This is a genomic window from Paenibacillus periandrae (assembly GCF_022458865.1).
Lineage (GTDB): Bacteria > Bacillota > Bacilli > Paenibacillales > NBRC-103111 > Paenibacillus_S > Paenibacillus_S periandrae.
This window is the reverse complement of the sequence record NZ_JAJNMU010000020.1, coordinates 1-23,757: the sequence shown is the minus strand read 5'-3', so window position 1 is coordinate 23,757 and position 23,757 is coordinate 1. Positions and strand designations below refer to the sequence as shown.

Annotated in this window: 22 protein-coding genes; 4 read left to right on the top strand and 18 right to left on the bottom strand. The window is 44.8% G+C overall.

Annotated features, from left to right (window positions below; genetic code table 11):
* Window positions 1-37: 37 nt before the first annotated feature.
* From LRL21_RS29705 to LRL21_RS29645, 13 genes are all read right to left on the bottom strand, one after another.
* The gene (locus tag LRL21_RS29705; protein WP_420832502.1) at window positions 38-964 is read right to left on the bottom strand and encodes a carbohydrate ABC transporter permease; all 927 of its coding nucleotides are present in this window, start codon (window positions 962-964) and stop codon (window positions 38-40) included.
* 14 nt (window positions 965-978) lie between these two features.
* The gene (locus tag LRL21_RS29700; protein ID WP_240419388.1) at window positions 979-1,881 is read right to left on the bottom strand and encodes an ABC transporter permease; all 903 of its coding nucleotides are present in this window, start codon (window positions 1,879-1,881) and stop codon (window positions 979-981) included.
* A 67-nt stretch (window positions 1,882-1,948) separates the two neighbouring features.
* The gene (locus LRL21_RS29695) at window positions 1,949-3,682 is read right to left on the bottom strand and encodes an extracellular solute-binding protein (protein ID WP_240419387.1); all 1,734 of its coding nucleotides are present in this window, start codon (window positions 3,680-3,682) and stop codon (window positions 1,949-1,951) included.
* A gap of 312 nt (window positions 3,683-3,994) precedes the next feature.
* Window positions 3,995-5,530, bottom strand: a complete 1,536-nt coding sequence (locus LRL21_RS29690) for an alpha-N-arabinofuranosidase (protein WP_240419386.1) — start codon at window positions 5,528-5,530, stop codon at window positions 3,995-3,997.
* A gap of 16 nt (window positions 5,531-5,546) precedes the next feature.
* Complete coding sequence (locus LRL21_RS29685) at window positions 5,547-5,810, bottom strand: DUF6171 family protein (RefSeq protein WP_240419385.1); 264 nt, start codon at window positions 5,808-5,810, stop codon at window positions 5,547-5,549.
* A gap of 18 nt (window positions 5,811-5,828) precedes the next feature.
* On the bottom strand, window positions 5,829-7,361 hold the full coding sequence (locus LRL21_RS29680; RefSeq protein ID WP_240419384.1) for an alpha-N-arabinofuranosidase: 1,533 nt from the start codon (window positions 7,359-7,361) through the stop codon (window positions 5,829-5,831).
* A gap of 36 nt (window positions 7,362-7,397) precedes the next feature.
* Window positions 7,398-8,243 (bottom strand): carbohydrate ABC transporter permease, encoded by an 846-nt coding sequence (locus tag LRL21_RS29675; RefSeq protein ID WP_240419383.1) that lies wholly within the window; start codon window positions 8,241-8,243, stop codon window positions 7,398-7,400.
* 2 nt (window positions 8,244-8,245) lie between these two features.
* The gene (locus LRL21_RS29670; protein WP_240419382.1) at window positions 8,246-9,196 is read right to left on the bottom strand and encodes a carbohydrate ABC transporter permease; all 951 of its coding nucleotides are present in this window, start codon (window positions 9,194-9,196) and stop codon (window positions 8,246-8,248) included.
* 88 nt (window positions 9,197-9,284) lie between these two features.
* The gene (locus LRL21_RS29665; RefSeq protein ID WP_240419381.1) at window positions 9,285-10,601 is read right to left on the bottom strand and encodes an ABC transporter substrate-binding protein; all 1,317 of its coding nucleotides are present in this window, start codon (window positions 10,599-10,601) and stop codon (window positions 9,285-9,287) included.
* A gap of 151 nt (window positions 10,602-10,752) precedes the next feature.
* Window positions 10,753-12,390: a response regulator transcription factor gene (locus tag LRL21_RS29660; RefSeq protein ID WP_240419380.1), complete on the bottom strand. Its 1,638-nt coding sequence runs from the start codon at window positions 12,388-12,390 to the stop codon at window positions 10,753-10,755.
* Window positions 12,380-14,221, bottom strand: coding sequence for a sensor histidine kinase (locus LRL21_RS29655; protein WP_240419379.1), 1,842 nt, complete (start codon window positions 14,219-14,221; stop codon window positions 12,380-12,382). Before LRL21_RS29655 ends, LRL21_RS29660 begins: the two co-directional genes overlap by 11 nt.
* 255 nt (window positions 14,222-14,476) lie before the next feature.
* Window positions 14,477-14,791: a hypothetical protein gene (locus LRL21_RS46885; protein ID WP_420832501.1), complete on the bottom strand. Its 315-nt coding sequence runs from the start codon at window positions 14,789-14,791 to the stop codon at window positions 14,477-14,479.
* A gap of 87 nt (window positions 14,792-14,878) precedes the next feature.
* The gene (locus LRL21_RS29645; RefSeq protein ID WP_240419378.1) at window positions 14,879-15,046 is read right to left on the bottom strand and encodes a hypothetical protein; all 168 of its coding nucleotides are present in this window, start codon (window positions 15,044-15,046) and stop codon (window positions 14,879-14,881) included.
* Between the two features lie 84 nt (window positions 15,047-15,130).
* On the opposite strand from LRL21_RS29645, the gene LRL21_RS29640 reads away from it, so the two are divergent.
* Both LRL21_RS29640 and LRL21_RS29635 read left to right on the top strand, forming a co-directional pair.
* Window positions 15,131-15,397, top strand: coding sequence for a hypothetical protein (locus LRL21_RS29640; RefSeq protein ID WP_240419377.1), 267 nt, complete (start codon window positions 15,131-15,133; stop codon window positions 15,395-15,397).
* A gap of 548 nt (window positions 15,398-15,945) precedes the next feature.
* Window positions 15,946-16,185: a hypothetical protein gene (locus LRL21_RS29635; RefSeq protein ID WP_240419376.1), complete on the top strand. Its 240-nt coding sequence runs from the start codon at window positions 15,946-15,948 to the stop codon at window positions 16,183-16,185.
* A gap of 170 nt (window positions 16,186-16,355) precedes the next feature.
* Here LRL21_RS29635 and LRL21_RS29630 read toward each other — a convergent pair whose 3' ends face one another.
* The 5 genes from LRL21_RS29630 to LRL21_RS29610 form a co-directional block, all read right to left on the bottom strand.
* Entirely contained in the window at window positions 16,356-17,159 is an 804-nt protein-coding gene (locus LRL21_RS29630) for an undecaprenyl-diphosphate phosphatase (protein ID WP_240419375.1), read from the bottom strand.
* A 220-nt stretch (window positions 17,160-17,379) separates the two neighbouring features.
* On the bottom strand, window positions 17,380-17,718 hold the full coding sequence (locus LRL21_RS29625) for a YxeA family protein (protein ID WP_240419374.1): 339 nt from the start codon (window positions 17,716-17,718) through the stop codon (window positions 17,380-17,382).
* Between the two features lie 22 nt (window positions 17,719-17,740).
* Window positions 17,741-18,469 (bottom strand): ABC transporter permease, encoded by a 729-nt coding sequence (locus LRL21_RS29620; RefSeq protein ID WP_240419373.1) that lies wholly within the window; start codon window positions 18,467-18,469, stop codon window positions 17,741-17,743.
* A gap of 12 nt (window positions 18,470-18,481) precedes the next feature.
* Complete coding sequence (locus LRL21_RS29615) at window positions 18,482-19,234, bottom strand: ABC transporter permease (protein ID WP_240419372.1); 753 nt, start codon at window positions 19,232-19,234, stop codon at window positions 18,482-18,484.
* Window positions 19,231-20,148, bottom strand: a complete 918-nt coding sequence (locus LRL21_RS29610) for an ABC transporter ATP-binding protein (protein ID WP_240419556.1) — start codon at window positions 20,146-20,148, stop codon at window positions 19,231-19,233. The genes LRL21_RS29615 and LRL21_RS29610 overlap by 4 nt, the downstream gene beginning before the upstream one ends.
* 169 nt (window positions 20,149-20,317) lie before the next feature.
* Between LRL21_RS29610 and LRL21_RS29605 the strand changes: the two genes are divergently transcribed.
* Together LRL21_RS29605 and LRL21_RS29600 are read left to right on the top strand one after the other, a co-directional pair.
* A complete protein-coding gene (locus LRL21_RS29605; protein WP_240419371.1) occupies window positions 20,318-21,031 on the top strand; it encodes a response regulator transcription factor in 714 nt (237 codons plus the stop codon).
* Window positions 21,032-22,429, top strand: a complete 1,398-nt coding sequence (locus LRL21_RS29600; protein WP_240419370.1) for a sensor histidine kinase — start codon at window positions 21,032-21,034, stop codon at window positions 22,427-22,429. It begins immediately after the preceding gene.
* Window positions 22,430-23,757 lie beyond the last annotated feature (1,328 nt).

Sequence of the window (23,757 nt, the reverse complement as noted above, 5' to 3'; positions counted from 1 at the left end):
CTTCCTAAAGTATTTTCGTCCTGCACCAATCGACCTGTTACCCCTTTACGCTGCCTAGAACAATTCCTTTTACAAAATACTTCTGCAGAAACGGGTACGCCAAAATGATTGGGAGGGAGCCCAGGAATATCTGTGATGCTTTTAGCGTTCGGTCGGAAATAAGGGCCAAATTCAACGCTTCGTCGCGCGACATGCTTGATAAACTTTGCTGTATGACGATCGTCTGGATATAGCTCTGCAGCGGGTAATGGCTAGGGTCTCCCATAAGTAGAAGGCCGTCGAACCAACTGTTCCAATGCTCCACCATGGAAAATAAGGCAAGCGTTGCAAGAGCAGGCTTTGATATCGGCACATAAATTTTCCATAGTGTCGTCCAGTGACTAGCGCCGTCCATGACGGCTGCCTCCTCCAGCTCCTTGGGAAGCTCTCTGAAAAAATTAAGCAGCAGTACAACACTAAAAACGGGAACCGCGCCGGGTAAGACGAGTGCCCAGATCGTATCAAGGAGATTGTACTGCTTAAGCGTAGTATACCAAGGGATTAAACCACCGTGAAAGAGCATCGTCATGAAGAAAATCCAAGCGTAAACCATTCGCAGGCGAAATGATTTCGATTCCTTTGACAAAGGAAATGCGACGAGGATGGTTAAAAACAAATTTAATGGCGTCCCAATTGCTATGCGCTCCAAAGAAACAAGCATCGATTGCCAAAACGCTTCCCGGCTAGCCGTATAAGAATAAGATGCCAATGTGAAATCGACCGGCCACAGTTTTACATAACCTGCTGCTGCTGCAGTACTTGAACTGAACGAAACAGCGACGATGTGGATTAACGGAAGGACGCATATTAACGATACCAGTATGAGGAAGGAAGCATTTAGAACGGAAAACCATTCGAACCGCCTTCGACTGTAAGGTACTTGGATAAACGCGTCAGATGCAGGTCTTGTTGAATGCTGTGCCACTGTTTTCCCTCCTTCTAGAAAATTCTATATTTCGCAAAACGATAAGCAACAAAATACGAGCCAGAAATCAAAATGAGCGAAACCAGTGATTTGAATAGTCCAACCGCCGTTGCCACACTATATTGGGCATCCAACAAACCGAGCCGATACACAAAAGTATCAAGGATATCGCCGCTTTCATATACCTGAGGGCTATACAAATTGAACACCTGATCGAACCCTGCGTTCAGCAACTGCCCTAGACTTAGAACAGACAGCAATACGATTACCATACGCATGCCGGGAATGGTGATATGCCAGATCTTATGCCAGCGGTTTGCGCCGTCAATCGTAGCCGATTCATATAAACCGGGATCAATACCCGTAATAGCTGCTAAATAAATGATAGTCCCATAACCAAAGTTTTTCCATATATCCGAAGAGACGAGAGTAAACGGAAACCATTGGTTGTCCCCGAGAAAAAATATTTTTTTAAGGCCGAGCGCGCCCAACAATTCGTTAACAATACCACTAGAAGGCGATAAAATATCGATTAGTATGCCGCCCAGAACGACCCATGAGAGGAAATAGGGTAAATAAATGGTCGTTTGTACACTTCTTTTAATCACCTCATTCTTCAATTCGTTGAGAAGAATGGCAAATACAATCGGAACAATCAAGCCGAGAATAAGCTTAAGACTTGAAATAAAGAGGGTATTCCACAAAACCTGATTAAAGCTGGGCAGGTGCATGACGTATTTGAAATTATCCCAACCGACCCATCTCTGATCGCCGAATAAGCCCTTGGCAGGTATAAACTTTTGAAATGCGATGATGATTCCCGCCATAGGTACGTATGAAAATAATACGATCAGCACCAGTCCCGGTAATATCATCAGATGCAGCGGGAGCTCTCTCCACATTTTCCTGGTTACCATATTCATCCTCCATCGTTTGGAGCAAACTAAGCAGAGGAAGGAAGACAACTCCATCCTCTGCTCGTCGCTACTTCTTCTTTGATGTGTACCAGTCATTGACTTCTTTCGTTATTTGTTCTCCACCAAGCTTCGCCCAGTCTTTAACAAATTTATCAAATTCATCTATAGCTGCACCCATTATGATTTTAGTATAAATCTCATTCTGCATCTTTTCCAAAGTAGATTTGCGTTCAACCATTGTAGAAGTAGGTGCTCCAACGAACTTCTCCATCAGGAACTGATTGTTTTTATCGTACTGGTCAACCACACCCTCGGAGCCTTCAGGGCCGTAAATCCGCTCCCACCCCCAAAGTGCAAACCCTTCTTTAGAGCCCGAATTATAAGCGTCGATTTTCCCTTGAATGGTCTTGGCTTCTCCTGTCAATGTCGAGACATTTCCTGATTTACGGGCTGCATCGATCGCTCTAAACGCCTCTACGTTTTTCTTCACTGGCGCCGGCTGCACGGGGGACAACTGCCATACGCTTTCAGCTTCAGGTGGTGCGTAATATTTGTCAAACTCTGCCGTTTTACCAAAGTTTTTCTCCAAATGCAGATTAAAAAGCTTGACCACCGCTTCAGGATGCTTGAATCCCTTCTTCACGGCAAAGAACTTGGTCGTACTGAATTTTAAAGGTACTTTAGGTAATTCCCCGTTCTCCGAAACAATCGGAAACGCCCTCCACTGCGCTTGCGGGTCGTTATTGCGGTTCAACTGGAGCGGCCAAATGGAATTCCACTGCTCACCATATTCCATGCCGATCTTACCGGCAGCAATTTGCTCTGATACCTTGCCTCCGTCTTTAATCCCGAATTCCTGATCCAATTCCCCGTTTTTAAACATGCCCTGGAGGGCTAGAAGCGCATTCTTCACTTCTGGTTGAATGCCACCATAAACCAGCTTCCCAGAACCGTCTGCCATCCACATATTCGGATAGGACTTGTACCCAGCCATAAAACCTTCCAGTCCCATGGCTCCGCCCCACAAACTTTTCGTTACACCAAGGCCATAAGTATCTTTTTTCCCATTGCCGTCCGGGTCATTTTCCGCAAATGCTTTTGAAATCGCTCGCACATCAGCCATCGTCTTTGGAGGTTGCAGCCCCAGTTTCTGCAGCCAATCTGTACGAATCCATAAAAACATAGCACGCTCAAGCGAGGAATCGACCTGCGGGATCGCCATCAATTTGCCGCCAAACGTAGCGGCATCAAACGGACTTGTGCCCTCCTGGGATAGGATTTCTTTGGCCAGTGTAGAAGCATATTTCTCATATATGGCCGTCATATCTTCGATCTGACCGGAATCAGCCAACTGGTTCAATTGAGTTGCGTTCACCGGAATGACATCAGGCAGGTCACCGGAAGCAAGCGTTACATTAATCTTCTGTAAATACTGATCTGACGTGTCATTCCCCTTGACGACCCAGTTATATTTGATATTGATGCCCAACTGATCCTTGTATAAACGGCTCCAGCGATTGTCTTCTAACGTTTCGCCCTTTAACACACCGAGCACGTTATTTTCTACGACGTCACTTAGATTACGGACGAACGAGACATTGATCGGCGGATCATACTTGCCAAGCGGGTCTGTATTTGCACCCTTCACATCGTTATTTCCCACAGTGCTCGCCGTTTCATTCTTAGCTTCTTTCTGATTGGTACTCGTCGAACCGTTTTGACTTGTACACGCCGACAAGAGCGTTGTGATTACTAAAATAGAAACAGATAGCGCTTTCACATTATGCTTTTTTAGTTTCATGTACATCCCCCGATACCCAGTTTTTAAAATATTAACACAGTGGCGCTGTGTATGTCTTCATTATAGGAGCCGCACAGGAGTCTAACAATGTGCAACTCTTTACTTTACTTACCAATTGTTGTCATAATGTAAACGCAATCACTATTCCTTTTACCTGCGCAGCCAATGTGGTTTTGAAGCGGGCACCTTCCGTAACTGAGATTTTCCAGGCATTTGTTTGCCATGCATGCAATAAAAAGACCCGCCAACGGGCGAGTCGTCAAGTGTTTAAATTAAGGGATTCTTCTGTCGAATAGCTGGCCTAACCTAACCTCACCCAAATGCGGCTGAAACATCCAGCCTTACCAAAACTACAGACGCTTTCGGAATTGTCACCGTAAGCTCCGAGCCTGCTGCCGATACGGGCTGTTCCATCGGCGTAACCTTGTATGGCTCATCAAAGCTGTTGCCATCCTTGTGGCTGGATGAAGACAATACGACAATTGACCCTGTACCTGCATATTCGCCACCATGCAGGTCAAGCTTAACCTCCTGGTCCTCATCGACCGCTAAGTTGGCAAGTGTAACCGCCAGTATGCCGTCTTTGACCGACGCGGAGCAGGAGATGCTTGGAACGTAATGCGTCTCGCCCTCTATTGTATAGGTGATGTCACTGCAATCGACTGCCGTCTTAAGGCTCATTCCATGCTGATGAATTTTATACATATCAAACACGTAATAGCTTGTAGTGGCCACACAGTTATCACCCTTGGCAAGAAACAGGGAGTGGATACAGTTTACAAGCTGCGCCACGTTGGCCATGACAACCTTATCGCAGTGGTTGTTGAAAATATTCAAGGAAAGCGCAGCCAGAACCGCCTCTCGCATCGTACTCGGCTGCTCAAACAAGTATTTGCCCGGCAGTGGATGCCTGCCGTTCTGCAAATGCCACACCCCCCACTCATCGACGATGAGTCCAATGGACGCTCCGGGCATTGCAGCTTGAATCATGTCAAACTGGGATTGAATAAACGGCTCCATCTCCAGCCCGACACGCATCATTTCATACCACTGCGCATCGGTATATTCCAACTCCGTACCCATTTTACCCGTATTGGTCACATAATAGTGTAGAGAGTACCCAAACATGGGAGAAACCCTTCCCACTGTATACATCTCCTTATACTTGTCAAAAAACTTTTCCGTCCACTCCGGAATATTTTCGTACGGCCCGCATGCTATGTAATGAAGCTCCGGTCCGACACTTTTGCTGATAATACCATACTTTCGGTAAATATGGCAGTAATCCTCGGGTGTCATGCAGCCGCCGCCGCCCCAATTTTCATTGCCAAGCCCCCAGTATTTGACGTTGAACGGCTCCGGGCTTCCATGCTTCTCGCGTTCCATCGCAAGTGTGGTTGTTCCTCTCGGCATATTGCAGTATTCAATCCAATTTCTGGATTCCAATACAGTTGTTGTCGTAGCGTTTACCGCCAAGTACGGCTCAGCATTTACAAGCCTGCAAAACTCGATAAACTCATGAGTGCCGACCTGATTGGATTCAAATTTTCCGTCGTTCATATACCACCAGTTCACGGTTGTCGGACGCTGCTCTTTCGGACCGATGCCGTCTCTCCAGTTGTAAGTCTCCGCAAAACATCCGCCTGGCCAGCGAATAACAGACGGTTGGATAGCCTTCAATTTCTCAACAAGCTCTTGTCTAAAGCCTTGGATATGAGCGACCTCGGAGTTCTCGCCTACCCAGATTCCGTCGTATACGACTCCTCCCAAATGCTCTACAAAGTGTCCGTAAATGTCGGGATTAATGAGCCCTATCTGTTCTCCCAGTCTAATGTCAATTGTAGTCATCCTCATTCTCCTGCCCTTACCATTTAGGAGTCAAAGGATAGGGGCATCCCCTATCCTTTATTTTAGTCCGAATTTGCACAAGACAGCCGCAATATTTGCATGTCCCTCCGAGTGTATAACCAGTGCAACTAACACATTGAGCAAGCCGCCCTGCGCTTGTTACGTCGTCGGCAAGCTCTACATGACGAGAATCAATCAGCATTTGCAGCATAGCCTTTATTTTCTCCGGTGTGACATGTATCGTTTCCGAACAGTCCTTGCATGGCCCCTGTCTGGTCATCGGGGTACCTCCTCCCGATTAAGAAATTGTCAGCACGACAACAGACATCGGCGGAATATCCGCATGGAATCCTTCTTCGTTCAATTGTACGCCCGTGAACAGCTCGGGCTTGACTTCATCTGGTTGTTCGAACGTATTATGGCTGTTCATCAAGGATGATACCAGTACTCTACCCGTAACCTGCTTGCCGACGAATCCTTCCGCATAGCCATCCAGCGGCGCTGCTTGTTTTGGGTCCGTATTACAGATGGTTATATTCAGTTTGCCTGCCGCATCCATGGAAGCGGATACGCTTAGCTGCGGAACTTCTTCCCCATTGAACGTGTAGGTACCGCTCTGAATCTCGATCGGCTGCATAATGGCATCCATGTGTACCTTAAACATTTCAAACACATGATAGGTAGGGGTCAGGATCATTTTTTCCCCCTCCGTTAAAATAACCGCCTGCAGCACATTGATCGTCTGAGCAATATTCGCCATTCTTACGCGGTCACAGTGATTGTTGAAAATATTCAGGCTGATCGCCGCGGAAACTGCGTCTCTCATCGTATTTTGCTGGTACAGAAAGCCGGGATTGGTGCTGGGCTCAACGTCGAACCATGTACCCCATTCGTCGATGATGAGCGCCACCTTCTTCTCGGGATCATATTTATCCATAATTGCCGAGTGCTTAACCACAAGCTCCTCTGTGAAATAGGCCGCCTTCATAATGCCAAACCATTCGCTTTCATCGAAGTCAACGGCTTGTCCTCTCACCGCATCCGGTTTTTTCAAATAAAATCGGTTGCCGTCGGGATTTTCGATTACAATGCTGTGATCTCTTAACCTCGTGTAATAATGGAGCGCCAGTCCGTCCATGAAAGGTCCCGCTTCCCGCATGAGAACCTCTGTCCAGTGGTAATTGTCTCCCCTTGGGCCTGCAGCGATTTTATAGATGGAATTGTCTCCATAATCCCTAACATACGTGCTGTATTGCCGGTAAAGATCCGCATAATATTCTGCTCTCATTCGGCCGCCGCAGCCCCAGTTTTCGTTGCCGATACCGAAATATGTCAACTTCCAAGGCTTTTCTCTTCCGTTTGCTTGCCGCAGGTTCGCCATCGGCGATTCACCGTCGAAGGTCATATATTCGACCCACTGCTGCATCTCATAGACCGTTCCACTTCCGACATTCCCGCAAATATACGGCTCGGTCTCCAGCAGCTCGCACAAATCGAAAAATTCGTGGGTACCGAAATGGTTATTCTCAACGACGCCACCCCAATGGTTGTTAATCATTCGGGCTCTCGATTCCTTAGGGCCAATGCCTTCCTTCCAATGATATTCATCGGCGAAGCACCCGCCCGGCCAACGCAGCATCGGAATGCTCAAATCCTTCAATGCCTGAACAACATCATTGCGGATTCCACGCGTATGGGGAATGTCTGAATCCTCGCCGACCCAAATCCCCTCATATATACAACGTCCCAGATGCTCGGCAAAGTGTCCGTAAATGTTTCGATCGATTTTGTGAACTGCCGTTTGCGTATTGATTTTAATGCTGCTTTTCATAATGTCAGCCTCCTGATTGAAATAATTTATGATGGTTTAGCCTTTAACGCCGCCAGTGGACAAGCCTGAAATAAAAGCCCTCTGATTTAACAGGAACAAAACAATAATAGGGATGATCGCGAGCACGGCTCCGGCAATTAGCATGTCATAATTGTTGCCGTAAGGCGACATCAGCGAAGCAAGACCTATTGGAATCGTAAACATCGTATTGGTGCGAAGCACGATCAAAGGCCATATAAAGCTGTTCCAGCTCTGCATCGCCAGCAATATCCCCATTGCGCCGAACGCCGGCTGCATCAAGGGGGCCATAATTCGGAAAAATATACCGAACTCCGAGCATCCGTCGATCCTTCCCGCATCCATAAAGTCTTTGGAAATACCCGTTACGTACTGCCGGAAGAAAAAGATCGCCATAGGCGAAACGACAAACGGCAAGATAACTCCATAATACGTATTGATTATGCCCATCTTCACCGTGAGCTTATAGAGAGGCAGCATCAAAATTTCAAGTGGCACCATCATCACAAACAGCACCAGCATAAAAATCAAGTTTTTCCCCTTGAAGTTATATGCCCCTAAGCCGTAGCCAACCAATGAAGAGAGCAACAGAGAGAATACGGTATGAAGCGCAGTTATGCCAAGACTATTTCTATACCAGAATAAATAAACACTGCCCTTGCCTGAAAACAAAAGCTTATAGTTGTCAAGACTCATCAGGCTCGGGATAATCCTGAAATCCATACCACTTCGGAATAGCTCCTTGGAGCTCTTAAAAGATGCCATAAACATGTAGTAGAGAGGAAATAAGACAATAAAGCATACGATGAGAAAGAAAGCAATCATGAATACCATTAACAACTTTCTTCTAATATTAGGATTCATCGTCAGTCACTCTCCTTTTTAAACAGTCCGAACATTTTCAACTGGATCAGATTAACCGTCAGTACGATCAGGAGCAGGGTAATGCCAATTGCTGATCCCATTCCCATATCATTTCGTTGAAATGCTTGCTGGTAAATAAACCTGACGATGGTAAGCCCGATATCTCCCGGCATGCCTTCGTTCCAGAACACATAGCTTTCTCCGAACATTCTGTAACCTTCAAAGATGCCTATCGTCAAGGTGTAGATGATAATGGGCTTTAAGAGCGGTAGTGTTATCCAGTAAAACTTGGAAAACACACTGGCTCCGTCCATTTCAGCCGATTCGTATAATTCCTCCGGTATGCTTTGAAGACCGGCCAGGTAATACACTATATTAATACCGGCAGTTCTCCATGTATTGAGAATGACCATCAGCATCATTCCCGTACTATAGTTAAGAATCCAATTTTGCGGAGAAATACCGAACTTGGCGATAACGGAATTAATGAATGCCGTATCCGCTTCCCCAAACATAAGCCTGAAGGAAACACCGGCTACGATAACAGAAGTTAAGGCCGGGATGAAAATGACGGACTTAAACAATGTTTTTCCCTTGGTCAATTTGGAATTCAGAAAAACGGCGAACACAATCGGGATCGGAATCAATAACAGGAGCGATAAAATCGTGTAGATCGTATTCGTCTGCAGAGCATTGAAAAAATGCTCGTCAAACATTCTCCGGTAGTTATCGAGACCTATAAATTTGCTGCTGCTAAGCCCGTGCACCTCTTGAAAGCTCATGCTGATCGTGGATGCTGTAGGGTATAAAAAAAAGATGAGAAACGATAAAAGAAACGGCGCTACGAAGAGATAAGGAGCAAACTTTTCCGAAAAAAATATTTTTCTCAAGCTGAATGCTTTCTTCACCTTGGGATTGTGGCTATATGCCTGCCGAACAGCTTCTTTATTCAACTATTTCACCTCCATAAGCATGACGGCTGCCGTAAGCGGTTGCAATTCCCCGTTTGTGCAGCCGTCAGCATTACAATCTGCCGAATGGCTATTTCTTCTGTTTGCGGAGCTCGGCTGCAGCAGCTTTTAATGCCTGTTCGGGAGTTTGTGATTGGTCCTTCAACGACTTGAACATGACATTGGAATTGACCAAGTCCTGGGAAGCGGAGCTCAGCTCGCTCATATTTGGCGATTTGATCTCGTCCTTCATGCCCAGAAGTACATTGAATATAACCTCATTACTGAAATAGGGATCGGGTTTTTGCAGCTCAGGATCATTCCAGACATCCCATCTGATCGGATCGAACTTCAACTCCTGCCAAATCCTCACATTCGATTCCTTGGTCAGCTTCGCATACGCAAGGAACTTTGTGGCTGCATCCTGGTTTTTGCTCTGCTTCGTAACGGCCGTGCCGGTTCCTCCCATACCTGCGGATCTTACGTTGCCATTTTCCCAAACAGGCATCGGTCTAACCAAAATTTTCCCCTTCAAATCAGGCATGTATTCCAAAAATCTGCTCATGTACCACATCGGCATGATCAGTGAAGCCGCTTCTCCTTTGTTCATAAATGTAAAAAATTCCTCCGCTCCAGTATTGCCGCCCGGCATTGGGACTGCGATTTTGTCCTTATCAATCATATCCTTCATTGCCTGCAGCGTCTTGATATTGATTTCGTTGTCAAGCGTAACGTCGCCTTTTTTATCCAAATAGTCGGAGCCTCGCTGAATGATCATAGGCCAGAACGGTCTTTGACCTGTTACCTCGAAGGAGGTCATCGGCTTGCCGGTTGCAACCAGCACCTTTTTACCGGCTTCGATATAATCGTTCCAGGTTTTTATGGTATCTACATTTACGCCAGCCTTATCCAGAAGTTGCTTGTTATAATACACAACTGTAGCGCCGACATGGAAATCGATCCCGTAATATTTTCCGTTTTTACTGTAAATATCGAATCGCGATTGAATGAACTTATCTTTCTCAGGCTCGATAATGTTGTTCAATTCTACCAGCTGGATATCGCCTTTAAGAAAGTTTTGAAAATAGTTAATGTTGATATCGCTAATGTCTGGTGCTCCTACTCCGGATTGAAGAGCGATGAGCAGCTTATTGTGCATTTCCGCATTGGGGTACGTGTCAATCGTCAGTTCAATCGGCTGATTGGGATTACTTTTATTCCAAAGCTCCGCCGTTTTTTCATAATACTTCTTATGAAGCTCCTGGAAGGTCCACAATGACAGCTTAACCGGTTTCGGTGTACCCGGATTACTGTCCTTGGCCTGATTGGCCCCGTCACTGCTGCAGCCCGACAGAATAGTTGTCAACAGAACCGCGGATACAGCTGCAATAGATGTTGCTTTTCTCATAGAATCGTTCCCCCTTAAAAAAGATGTTGTTAAGTAAACGAATACGTTTGTTTACCTGTAACTAATTATAAAAACAAACATCCCTTTGTCGAACTCCATTTTTTTATAATTAACTATAAATTTTTGATATGCGCATCCGTTTATTTCTGTATCACTTCCTGCAGCTCTGCTCGTATTCAAGCGGTGTCATGCCCGTTACCTCCCTGAATACTTTAAAGAAATAATTATAGTTATTAAACCCGACGCTGCTGACAATTTCCTTTAGCTTAAGCTCGCCTTTTTCAATACAATGCTTAGCTTGCTCAACCCTGACATGATTCAAATATTCAGCAAAGCCTATTCCGCATTCTTCCTTAAACAGTCTGCTGATATAGGAGCTGCTTGCACCCGCGAAATCAGCGACATCCTTCAAGGAAAAGTCGCTGCTGTAGTTGCGATGTATATACTCGACAGCTTTCTTCGTTATATTGCTTAGCCCGCTCTCTAATTTCATTAGCTTAAGCATCGATATCAGTTTATCGTATAAATTCACGACCCAAGCTTTAATATCCATAAGGGTTTCGTATTTCTGTATCAGATTGTAAGGAATGTCCTCTGCCATATACAGCTTGGCTATCTCAATTCCCGTATCCTTGCAAATTTTGTTTACAATATTGATCAATTCGGCACAAATCATCTGGGTAGATTTGCTACCCAGCCTCATACTCGAGATTTTACCAAAAATGTCATCCAACCTGCTTTTCACCTCCTTGTCATCCTGGTTTTTCAGCGCGGCATAAATGGCTTTTTCATCTTTTATATCCAAGCAGAAGAAGCTTTCGTCCTTTTTATGAGGGGTACTCTCGATAAAAATACTGTTTTTGCCTTTGTAAAACTTGTCTCTCAATAGGGTCTCCGCATAGTTGTAAGCCTGAGGCAGTTTGGTCAATTCCGTGCAAACCTTGCTCACGCCGAAGCATGCCGTTATATTCAAATGTTTTTTGATTTCCGATCTCATTCGGTTTAAAATCGTATACATGGTATTGTAGATATACATTGTGCTCTTTAACGGGCCTAATGAGAAAATCATCGCAAACTTCCCTTTAGCCATATGCACGATGACGGACTTTTCCCAATCCTTAAGTATTTCCTTCGATATTTCCATGAAGGTATGGAGCACTACGTCCACTTCAGGAGAAGAAAATTTTTCTTCAAGCAATCGGAAATCGTCAATTTCGGCTATCGTCACCATCAAGTTTTCCGTATCCAGCTTCATGTCGAGAGTACGGAGCCTCCCTGTGATTTCCTCCACATTAGACAGGCTCCCCTCCAGAAGCTTCCGAACAAATGTTTGACGCAAAACAACCTTGCTGGTCGTCAGCTCTTTATCGATATCGCGCTGTCTGTCGCGTTCATTCCGATACGAATGAATGGAGCTACGTGCCGTATTCAAAATATTCAATAAAAATGGCGCATCTAGACGATGCTTCAGCACGTAGTCCATAGCGCCATTCTTCATGCTTTGTCTTACATAATCGAAATCATCATAAGCACTCAGCGCAATAATACTGATCTGTGGGAAGTTTTTTTCCAAATGCTCGATCAAACCGATGCCGTTTAATCCAGGCATATTGATATCTGTAATAACAATATCGGGGGCTTCTTTTTCGATAAGCTGAACGGCATGGTTTCCGTTATGGGCATCCTCCATTATATAAAACCCTGCGTTCTCCCAATGGATCATCGTCTTTAATACGGTTCTGGAAACCGCATCGTCATCAACTATGAGCACCTTCAGCCTATTTGACATCGTCTTCACCTCCTGCAGCAGGAATTGTTATTTCAACAGTCGTAAACAGATTAGGCACGCAATGAATCGAAAGTCCGAATTTTTCACCGAAATACAGCTTTATTCTTTCGTCAACATTCCGAATCCCTATACCACTGAATCCGGATTGATTAATCGATGTTGTTTGCTGCAGCAGACTGTTCAACGTATGCCCGTCCATCCCGACACCATTATCGGTAATCGTTATTTTTAATTCATTCTGGACCCGATATCCTTTTATAATAATCAAGCCCTGTCCTTCCATAGGCTCAATTCCGTGCAGCAGACAATTTTCCACAATCGGCTGCAACGCGAACTTCAATATATGACAATCCAGAATATCTTCCTCGATCTCAAAATGCACCATGAACTTGTCATAATACCGGTACGCCATAATGTTTAAATAGTTTTTGACATATTCGATCTCCTCTCTAATATTGATCAGCTCGCTGCCTTTTCCCATAGAACCGTGAAGCAAGCTGATCAGGGAAGTGATCAGGTTGGATATATTGTCGGCCTTCTGGACATTGGCCAGCCATCTGACGGTATTCAAGGAATTCGATAAAAAATGCGGATTGATTTGCGCTTGTAACGATTTTAGTTCTGCAAGCCTTTTCAATTTTTCCTTCATTTTCACTTCATCAATCAAGTATTGCAGCTCACTGACCATTTGATTGAAGTTTGTCGTCACTTTCCCCAATTCATCGCTGCTTCTATCGTCAATCTGGACGACTAAATTGCCCAGCTTCACGTTATTCATCGAATCGATAAGACTCTTTAGAGGAGAGGAGATACTCTTGGATACGTAGTAAGACAGAAGCAGTGCGAGCACAAAACAACTAACACCGAGTACCAATATATAGAAGCTTATTTTTACCGATTCATGGTCCAAATAGGAAAAGGGTATGGTGCTTACTACATACCAATCTGCACGTGGTATATATGTATACGCAATCAAATGACGCTTACCGGCAATCGTGGTGTTGAATGAGTATGTGTCGGTATCCCTATTCTGCTTAAGCTCTTCAATCAGCGTGTCATCGGGGTAAGGCGTGGCGGCCTTAAGCTGCGGATTTTGACTCGATATAACGGTTCCTTTCCCGTTCACTATAAATATATGGGAACCAGCTCCCAGGGTAATGTCTTTGAACTTATTGAATATATACTTCACGTCAATTCTCATGATCATATACCCAATCGGAAGTCCTTCAAACGATTTAAAGCTTCTGGACAACAAAATACCCGCTTCCCCGTAATTACTGAAACGAGAGCTTGAATTCCGTGCCAGCTCTTCGTTATCCTGATTTTGAATTGACCATACAGGAACGCCGTTTTTAATCATCGTTTCTTCAAATAGTTCGTTTAAATAATCGGACTTCAAATTAAATTTGAAGCTAATATCCCCGTAGGCAATCACTTTCTCCTTATTTCTTGTATAAACCAGAACATCGGACACACTGTGAAAAAAAGAAAATCGTTTAGCCAGCATCTCCTGTATCTTGATTTGCGCCACGTTCCTTTCCCATTCGCTCATTGTATTGAAGCCGCTCATCGTCTGTTGAACGAGATCGGAGAATGCAATGTCAACGCTGTCATTTTCAAGCTTTATAAGTTCATTTACTATATTTTCGCTGACTTGGTCCATCAGCTGGATGGAGGCTGTGCTGATTTTTGTTCTTATCGCATCGCTTGATATGTAATAAGAAAATATTCCAATAATGAACATGGGGAGCAAGGAAAGAACAGCAAAGGAGATGAGCAGCCTGTTTTGAATCTTGATCTTACGGATTAGTCGGTTCATGTTATAAGTCATAGTCTCAGTCATCCTTATGTTTAGTAGATGGGGACAGCTACACTTCTTAATAATCGCCGAACAATCACAGTATCGTCAACTATAACTTAGAAGCTGTGCTCAGTTGAAGGTATGGGTACACGCGTCATCTTGTCAATCATAAGAAAGTATGGCGACTCATAAAGTATCTAGGTATCTAACTTGTACTTGACACTGTTGAACAGTGGACAAGAAAAAGAGACGTAGCGGAAGCTGTTCTCCATTCGGATCAAGGCTTTAGTATACGTCCCAGGCGTACAACATGCGTTTAGAAGCATTCGGCTGTAAAGGGGCAGCCACTCTCGCAAAGCAATCTGCCTGGATAACGCATGCATCGAATCCTTTTTTTCGCATTTCATGACAGGAAAAAGCTACCATTCGATCTTCCGGTATGTCGCCCCATACACCGTATTTGTCGCGCCAGTCGTCCAGTACCGTGCGCAATCTTTCCAAATCAGCCCGATAACTGGGATCGACCGCTAAATTACGCATTTCGTAAGGGTCATTCACGTAATCGTATAATTCTTCAACAGGCCCCGTGTTCTGCATCAATAATCGCTGATCTCCTTCAAGCTGGCCCGAAAGCTCCAGTCTCCACAACTCCTGGAAAGCCGGATGCTGGTGACTGAATTGAATCTGTTACAGGTAAGGCTTCTCCGGTAGTAATTCCGAATATATATATCGCTTGTCACGCGCAGCACGTACCATGTCATACGATTCGTCATAACGATCACGGGTCGCAAATATATAATCCCTCGATTTTGCGTGTGCGCCCAAAAAAGGCTGCCCTTGCAGATGGCTTGGCATGGCTGCATCCGCTAATAAATTGCGTGAAGGTCAGTCAGATGTAATAATAGAAAAGAGGGAGACAAAGTTGGGAGGAAGGAGAATATGTCGAACATGGACAAGGAGAAAAAGGCTCTGGAGAAAGCGACAACGATATATGAAACAGGCGAAATCATAACGGCTAAAGTGTACAAGGTCAGCCAGGAGCAGAAAGAGGAACTCGATCGTCTGTCAGCTGAGAGGCACGAAAAGTTACTCGAGGAGGCAATACCGAAGATCCGAGAGCGGTACGAACAGCTAGTCAAGCTCCGGCAGCAACAGCCGAAGACTGACGACGGTGGCAAGCCTCCGAGTGATTCCGCTAACGGGTAAATTTAGTTCAATAAAATTGCTTTTTCCACTTTTGAGCAACATGCTAAAATACATTAGCACCAGTTAACCTCTGAGTCTAATGTGGAGCTTAGAAAGACTTCTATAAAGTATTTGTGGTAACTAGTACGATATTAAGAAGGAATTAGCCCCCTAATAGGCGTATATACAATTGTGCAGTGACCTCTCAGGGAACAACCACCCAGAATAGGTTTGGAGCCAGCAGGACATCCCCCTAGACTTCTTTAACAGAAATGAGGCGCTCCATGTTTTTAGCGCTGCACATTTGATGATTATTCAACCTGTCGAAATGACAGGTTTTATTGCATAGAAAAACAAAGAACTTAACAGAGAACGCAGGAAATTGTTTCCTCATGTCGAAAGAACTTAACATTAGCCCTTTAAAGTTGTTAAGGCGGATTCTCGACCTCTCAGTTTATTATGGGTAATGCACCGAATCTAAAACCTGACATGCTACATTGGGCCCGTTGCGGAGCTCTTAAGAAAACTTGGTTAATCTGTTGCATATGATTCGAATAGGTGATCATAAGTTGAATAATTTTATACTTACGGATACGAGCCTTATTGAAGACCAAGACAACTCAAGAGCTTTTTATCCCTTCTATGTTGGAATAGATATTGGTTCGGACTTCCATGTTGCTGCTTGCATTCCTTTTGAAAAGTTCCGCAGTACTCTAATAACAATTGGTGCAAAAACTACTGCTACAAAAGCCTCTGTGACCTTGGCAGAGATGTTACCCAACAACACCATCTTACACTTCCTTAAATAGAACATAAATCGCCCATCACCCTGTAAATTGGAAGCATAGAAGCTTCTAATTCAGTGTCATGGGCTCATTTAGATTTTTCTAAGCACTACACTACATTGTAGACTACTCCATTAAGCTATCGTGTTCCGTTTGAACATCATGATAGTGGTATAGATTTCTTTAACAACTGGTTACTGTAAGACTATTAAATAGAAGAGAGCTGCTAAGACAAAACGGTATAGAGCAAACCATTCTAATCGAATTCGCTTAATCAGTTTGATGAAAGTCACTACTGCAATCATTGCCACAAGAAAGGATGTCGTAAAGCCAATTAATATTAGAAAGAAATCGTCAGAATTCAGCAAATCGCGACTATCGTACAAATCCAACAAGCTTGCGCCAAACATAACAGGCACGGAAATAAGGAACGTAAAATCTGCGGCCGCTTTTTGGCTAGTACCAAGCAAAAGGCCACCCGAAATCGTCGAACCCGATCTGGAAAACCCTGGACATAAAGCCAAACATTGAAATAGCCCAATTCCGAAAGCTTGTTTATAATTAATCCCATCCATCGTATCAGCGGTTTCAGTTCTCCTACTCCGTGCTGCGATGATCATCAACAAGCCACCAGTAACTAGACCAATTAGAACAGGGGTTGGACCAAATAATTGGCTTTTTATTGTGTCCTTGAAAAGAAGATATACGATTAATGCTGGCAACATAGCCAAAATCATATGAATGACATTTAACCCTTTACTTTGAGAAAAATCCATTCTAATCAGATTAGCCCCAATCTCCAAATACCTTTTCCAATAAAGAATTAGAACTGCCATCACTGCACCCAACTGTATAACAATTTTAAAAGTTATTGCAGCGTCTCCCTCAAAGCTAAGCAAATTGCCTGCTAAAATAAGATGTCCAGTAGACGATACTGGTAAAAATTCAGTTAAGCCCTCTATTATGCCAAGTATTATTGCTTTAATTACATCAGTCATCAGTGGATATCCCCCTTACGGAATTAAACTCGTTTAACAATTTCCAGTATAAGGGGGATATCAATATATACCCATCGATTAACCTAACAATATTCAATTCAGTATGACATAATTGTCACATTGCTTATTTCTTTAGTCTTGAGTAACCCCTTTGATTAAAATCATGGCAGTCAATTGATGTGCTGAAGATGACCATTCCAAGTCCCTATTATTTTTGATACTACTGTTGAACCGCTTCCGGCAGCTCCTCGAAGGTAATCTCTTCCCAGTGCGTGACACCTCGAATCAGCGTGTTATATAACTGGACGTAAGCCCCTTTTCTCAATGGCTTCCCGGCCGAAAAGCCAAGCTTTTTTTCCTTTCCTTTCTCATTATAGGCAGTTAGCTCATAGCCGTAACGTCCATTCTCATCTTGTACGCCGGGCTCGTTTATTATCGTATAAAAGACGGTTTTCCCCGCAGGATTATCAGGTGTCAGCTTCTCCGGAGTGAAGAAGAATATCCACAAGCATGCCCCAATCACAATAAGTAGTCCAAGCACCAGCCATATTTTTTTCATCAATAATTCCTTCTATGCCCAATCAGGATGAGACCATATCCTGATTCTTCAACCGGCGAATAGACAGCAACGCAAAAATAAGAATTAAAACCATATTCACCACCCAGAACAGAACGTTCTGTACGTCAGTCAGTTTATCCTGGTTCAGCACACTCATACCAATGGTGAGCAGCGAGAACGGAAAAAAAATGCCCAGCTTGGCCGTATACATGCCCAGACCGATAAAGACCGCGAACAGACTAATGCCTATAGGCGTTGCGAAGCTGCGAATTCGTACCGACAGTCCGAGTTGTAGTGCCGTAATGGACAGCGAAGCATACCATCCACGCAACATCCAGCCAATAGTCTCTACTGGAAAAGTCCCTAAGGAGAACAGGGTACCAGCAAGCCAGTACAGTCCCATGAACAACGATTGTGCTACCAAGATTAAAATGCTGACAACAATCAATTTGGCAAAAAACACACTTGCTACCGATACAGGAGTGGTCATCATCATATTCCAGTTCCGGTTCAGATGCTCCAGCCTGCATACATAAGCACAGCAAATAGCAATCAGGATGGGCAGGAAAAACTCGCCGTAAAACAAGATTACCTGGGTCCACAGGCTATACCAGCCATTGTGCAGGACACCTCGATTAAAATAATAATTTGCACAACCAATCAGCAAGCTTATGACTGGAAGTACAGCGAGTACAATACCAATACGGGAATGCCTCAATTTGAGCCATTCAGCAGATATACTTCGTTTCATCAGCTTCCCTCCTTAGATTTCCTGCCGGGTTACATGGCTACTTCCCGCGATATAGAACAGGACCGTCATCATCAGCGCAGTCATTACGATACCGGAGCCTACAGGCTGTGCCATAAATGTGCCCGAAGAATTGGCGTATAGATAAGTAACCGGGCTGAGGTCCATATAATAAGACCAGATAAAGATATGTCTGGCAGCAGCAGGGAACAATCCGGCGGTCATTCCGATAAAGCCGCCCAGCATGCCCAGGCACAGCGCGAAGGCCTGGTTCTTGATGGCCAGAGAAATCCATTGCTGAAGCGCCGTAACAGCGAGAGTCGTCAGCAGGGTACCTCCAATGAACTGGTTTAGCAAGGCCATAGGAGGAGCGCCGGGAAAATCCTTTATCAGTCCGAACACGATCATGAGTACGGTCTGTACAAGGATGCCATACAGGAGCAAACTATTGGCGCAAATATACTTCGCTGCGTAGAGCTGGCCGCGACTCACATTGGTAGAAACAAGCATTTTCCAAGTATCGCCCTTATGCTCCATATCACAAATCCGGGAAACAATGATGGCGGATATAATCGGCGTAAAAAGTCCGTTCATGGAGGATATACTGAAAATGACAGATTCCCAGACAGCGTGATCCGGATTACGAGTAATGGACAGGCTGATGGACATGAAAGCCCACAGCATCTCTACGACAAGAAATAATATCATCATGATCCATATTTTTTTGCGGCGGATTTTGAAGTATTCCAGTCCTAATATTTGGATCACAAGCTCCGCTCCTTCCCCGTCAGCTCCAGGAAAATATCCTCCAAGCTTTTCTTCCGCTCCTCGATTCGGATGACAGGAATGTTATGTGAAACAAGCAGCCTGTTTAACTCTGCCACCTCTATGTCCTCAAGATTGTCGAGCTCAAGCCGACTGCCGCTTTGGATCGGACCACAGCCTTGAGTGAGAAGCAGCCGCTCTGCTTTGGCATTGTCTCCGGTTTTTAGCAGGATGGTGGTTTTGCTTTTTTTCCGCAGGCTTGCCATACTGCCCTGGTACAGCAGATTCCCTTCGCTGATAATGCCTACTGAGGTAGCGATCTGTTCGATCTCCGAGAGCAGGTGGCTGGAGAGCAATATCGTTATTCCGTAACGTGTGGGCAATGACTTGATAAGCTCCCGGATTTCGCCAATGCCTGCGGGATCAAGACCATTCGTTGGCTCATCGAGGATCAGCAGCTTGGGGAAGGCGAGCAGGGCCATGGCTATTCCCAGCCGCTGCTTCATTCCGAGCGAATATTGTTCAGCTTTTTTGTTTTGCTGATTTTCCAGCCGGACGATACGAATCGCCTCATCTACATTTTTATCCGGCACGTTCCGCAGGCGCTGCATGACCTTCATATTCTCAAGCCCTGTCAGGTGCCCATAGAAGGAAGGAGATTCAATCAGTGATCCGGTACGTTGCAGTATGGATGAGCGATGTCTGCTAAGACTTTGCCCGAAAATTGTGATCGTCCCCTCAGAAGGCTTAATGAGTCCGAGCAGCATTTTTAGCGTCGTCGTTTTTCCCGCTCCGTTAGGCCCCAGAAACCCGTAGATTTCACCCTCCTGAACCTTAAGATCAACCTTATTTACACGGTTAATTGCCCCATACGTTTTGGACAGATTGTGCGTTTGCACAATAGCCGAAGCATTCATATGAAAAGTCAGCTCCAATCAAGTCTATTTGAGATCGCTCTCCTCTGCTCCAACTGTAATGAATGCGCCTTTCTCCAGCCTAAAGAAAACCTTACAGCTACCTTAAATAGAATTAGCACAACACAGATAACCCCCTTGTTCATGTATAATAAAAATCGGGTGATACAGCATGGACAATTTAAAAGACAAAAAAATATTAATTGTAGATGATGAACCGGAAATCAGAATTATGATGGAACGGTTTTTAAGAAAAGAGGGCTTTTTCCGCATATACTCAGCCGCCGACTGCGCTTCAGCTTTATCGATCTGCCGCACAGGCAAGCCGGATATAGCAATTCTCGATGTCATGCTGCCAGATGGCGATGGTTTCTCGCTCCTGTCTTCCATCAGACAGTTCACGGATACGCCAGTCCTTTTTCTCTCCGCTCGGGGCGAGGATGAGGATCGGTTGCTCGGATTAGGCTTGGGGGCAGATGATTACATGGTAAAGCCGTTCCTGCCGCGTGAGCTGGTATTGCGGCTGATGGCGATTTTAAAGCGGGTCTACGCCTCTCCCATGGCGGAGCGTTTGTCTGTCTTCCGATTGGGAGAACAGACCATTGATCTGAATAGCGCTGTCGTGCACAGGAATCAGAAGGAGCTGCCACTTACGGCAAAGGAGCATGCGATTCTTGTGAAGCTGTTCGAGAACCAGGGCCGTATCGTCACGAGCGATGCCTTATGCCAGGCCGTCTGGGGAGACGATAGCTATGGCTACGAAAATACACTTATGGTTCATATCAGGCGGGTACGCGAAAAAATCGAGCCGGATCCTTCCAAACCGCTCCATCTTCTCACCGTCAGGGGACTCGGGTATAAGCTGCTGGTGAAGGAGATACGTTGAGTGCAGGGAATTATTCGCATCTTACGCCGATTTGTCGCCACGACTATCTTTGTCTCGATTTTTCTGCTTATTTTTAACTTCGTACTGCTGGGCACGCTGGTGTTCAAGGAAATTGACCAGCGCCCGTCTCCGCAGGGCGTCCTCAAGCAAGTGGCCCAAGAGCTTGGCAAGCAGGATGGCAATTATCGTCTGGACGAGCAAGCCGCTGCGCTTCTGCAGTACAATCAAGCCTGGGCTATGCTGCTTGGTGAAGATGGCCTTGTGAAATGGGACTACCTCCTGCCAAATGATGTTCCAAGATCCTACAATCTAATCGAGGTAGCCAAGTTCTCGCGTTATTATCTTATGGAATATCCTGTCTATATTTGGGAGCACGAGGATGGCCTGGTTGTGGTGGGGTACCCCAAGAAAAGCTACGGAAAGTATCAATTTGATTTTGTTGCTGACTGGCTAAGGACGTTGCCCATGCGGCTTGTGCTGCTGCTGCTCCTGAATGTGTCGCTGGCCCTGCTGATTTCTGTCGTAATTGGCACGCGTCTCATGAGAGGGATCCGTCCTCTTGTAGCGGGAGTCCACAATCTTGCCAAGGAGGAAGCGGTCCAATTGGACGCCAAAGGTATATTCGGTGATGTAGCCCAGAGCATTAATTCCGCATCAACTATGCTCCAAAACAAGACGGCCGCGTTGAAGGCGCGGGATGAAGCCCGCTCCAACTGGATTGCAGGGATTTCTCATGATATCCGGACTCCGCTCTCAATGGTTCTGGGCTACGCTAGTGAGATGGAGGATAATTCAGATTTGCCAATGGAGCAAAGACATCAGGCCGGTATCATCCGACGCCAAGGTGAAAAGCTGCGCTCACTTGTAAGCGACCTGAATCTCGTTTCCATGCTCGAGTATGAAATGCAGCCTTTACATTTGAAGCACATCCGGTTATCGGTTCTGGCGAGACAGGTTGCCGCGGAGTTTTTAAATAGCGGATTGGATGACCGGTATGACATTGAATTGAAACTGGCCGATGAAGAGGTTCAGATCAATGGGGACGAGAAATTGCTGCTTCGGGCAATCAGTAATCTTGTCCAAAACAGTGTGCGTCATAACCCGCAGGGCTGCGAGATTATGCTAGAAACTTCTCTTTCTAGGGACCGCTCCCAGTACTTCTTGATCGTAACGGATACTGGATTGGGAATCCCACTGGAGCAATTGGCGGAGATTACCAAATTGCCTTATTCATCAAGGAGAAAGCGAACTGTCCTGCTCGGTCACGGTTTGGGGCTTCCGATGGTAGCAAGGATTGTGCAGGCGCATCACGGCCGTCTCATTGTTGCAAGCGGTGTGGATCAAAGAGGTCTGCAAGCAGTTATGGAATTCCCTGTGCATCCGCAGCATGGAAAATAGACAGAGAGAAAAATGAACTAAAGAAGATTGGTCACATATTTCCATATAATTACACTAGCGTTGCATTAATTTTCTTTGAGTGTGGTGGACGGTGGTCTGCGAAATGTACCGGATGTGGTCATATCATTCTTTTTGGCGAGACGAAGCAATCTAATACATATACCAAGAAGAACACCCGTAAGCGTCAAATCTAGCACGCCTTCAACTGCACCAGAATTAATCCTTACCACCTTGATATCACACTTCAGAGATGAAACAGCGGTCAAGCGATCTCCTTGTGGGCTGTTTCAATCTCTGAAATTCTCTTAAAGGCGGAAGGGTTATGAAACTAACATTTGTACTCTTACCCATCCAGTAGAGCGAAGAGCCAAAAAATTAAAGACAGGCTGCAGCCAATGCAGCCACAATAAGTTGGAAGCTCACTCGCGAAGAATTTAATAAACTAAGCCAGACCGAGAGACCAACAGAGTGTGTAAGAATTCCCATTCCTGATCAGTTGTGAAGTATTTAGAATCAAGTCCAGAGAGTTTAGCACTTCTGCAAATTGCTTTACAACGTCCTTGAAATTTTCCGGGTTACTTTTGATATAAATTTGTATTTAAGAATATTCGGACATTAAACCACCTATTGTCTGGCTACTAGTAGCCCATGATTATAAGTGCTGTCCGTTAGTTCAACTGGCAGTCGTTGTCGTACCCTAATTTCGAATATATTACCTTCTGTGAACCGCAATGAAATTTTCTCACATATTGCATTATTATCCATGAGAAAAGCTACTTTCAGCAAGTGGCCTTAATGCAGAAATGATGGGAATTCAGAACACTAAAACTATTCCATACTTATTTACGAGATAGATATGGGCATATATCCAATCCCTAATTTTTATCTCGGCATACACTGAGTTAGAAGCCCAATTAATAAGGAGTGAATAAATCGAATGGGATTTATACCGCAGCAAGGACCAACTTCTCCTCCACCCTCATATGTACCTCAATTGTCTCCATATGCTGTTGACCTTGGGACAATTTCTGGTTGTTTGGATCAATACACGTTCATATGGCTCAATAATGGAGATAGCTTTTGGTTCTATCTGACTTTTGTCGGAAGGACATCGATTTTAGGATATAGATTTTTCGGAGGAAGATGGAATCCTTATACAGTCAATTTAAGAGAAATTATTTCATTTTCATGTTACTAATTAACTTGAGTGTTGCGAAAATAATGCTGTCGACGAAAGTAGCATAAGGCCAGGAATTTAGAAGCTTCGTCGAATCCATAAACAGAAGAAGGACATCGCCTTTGAATAGAGAAATTTTTGGTTACCACGC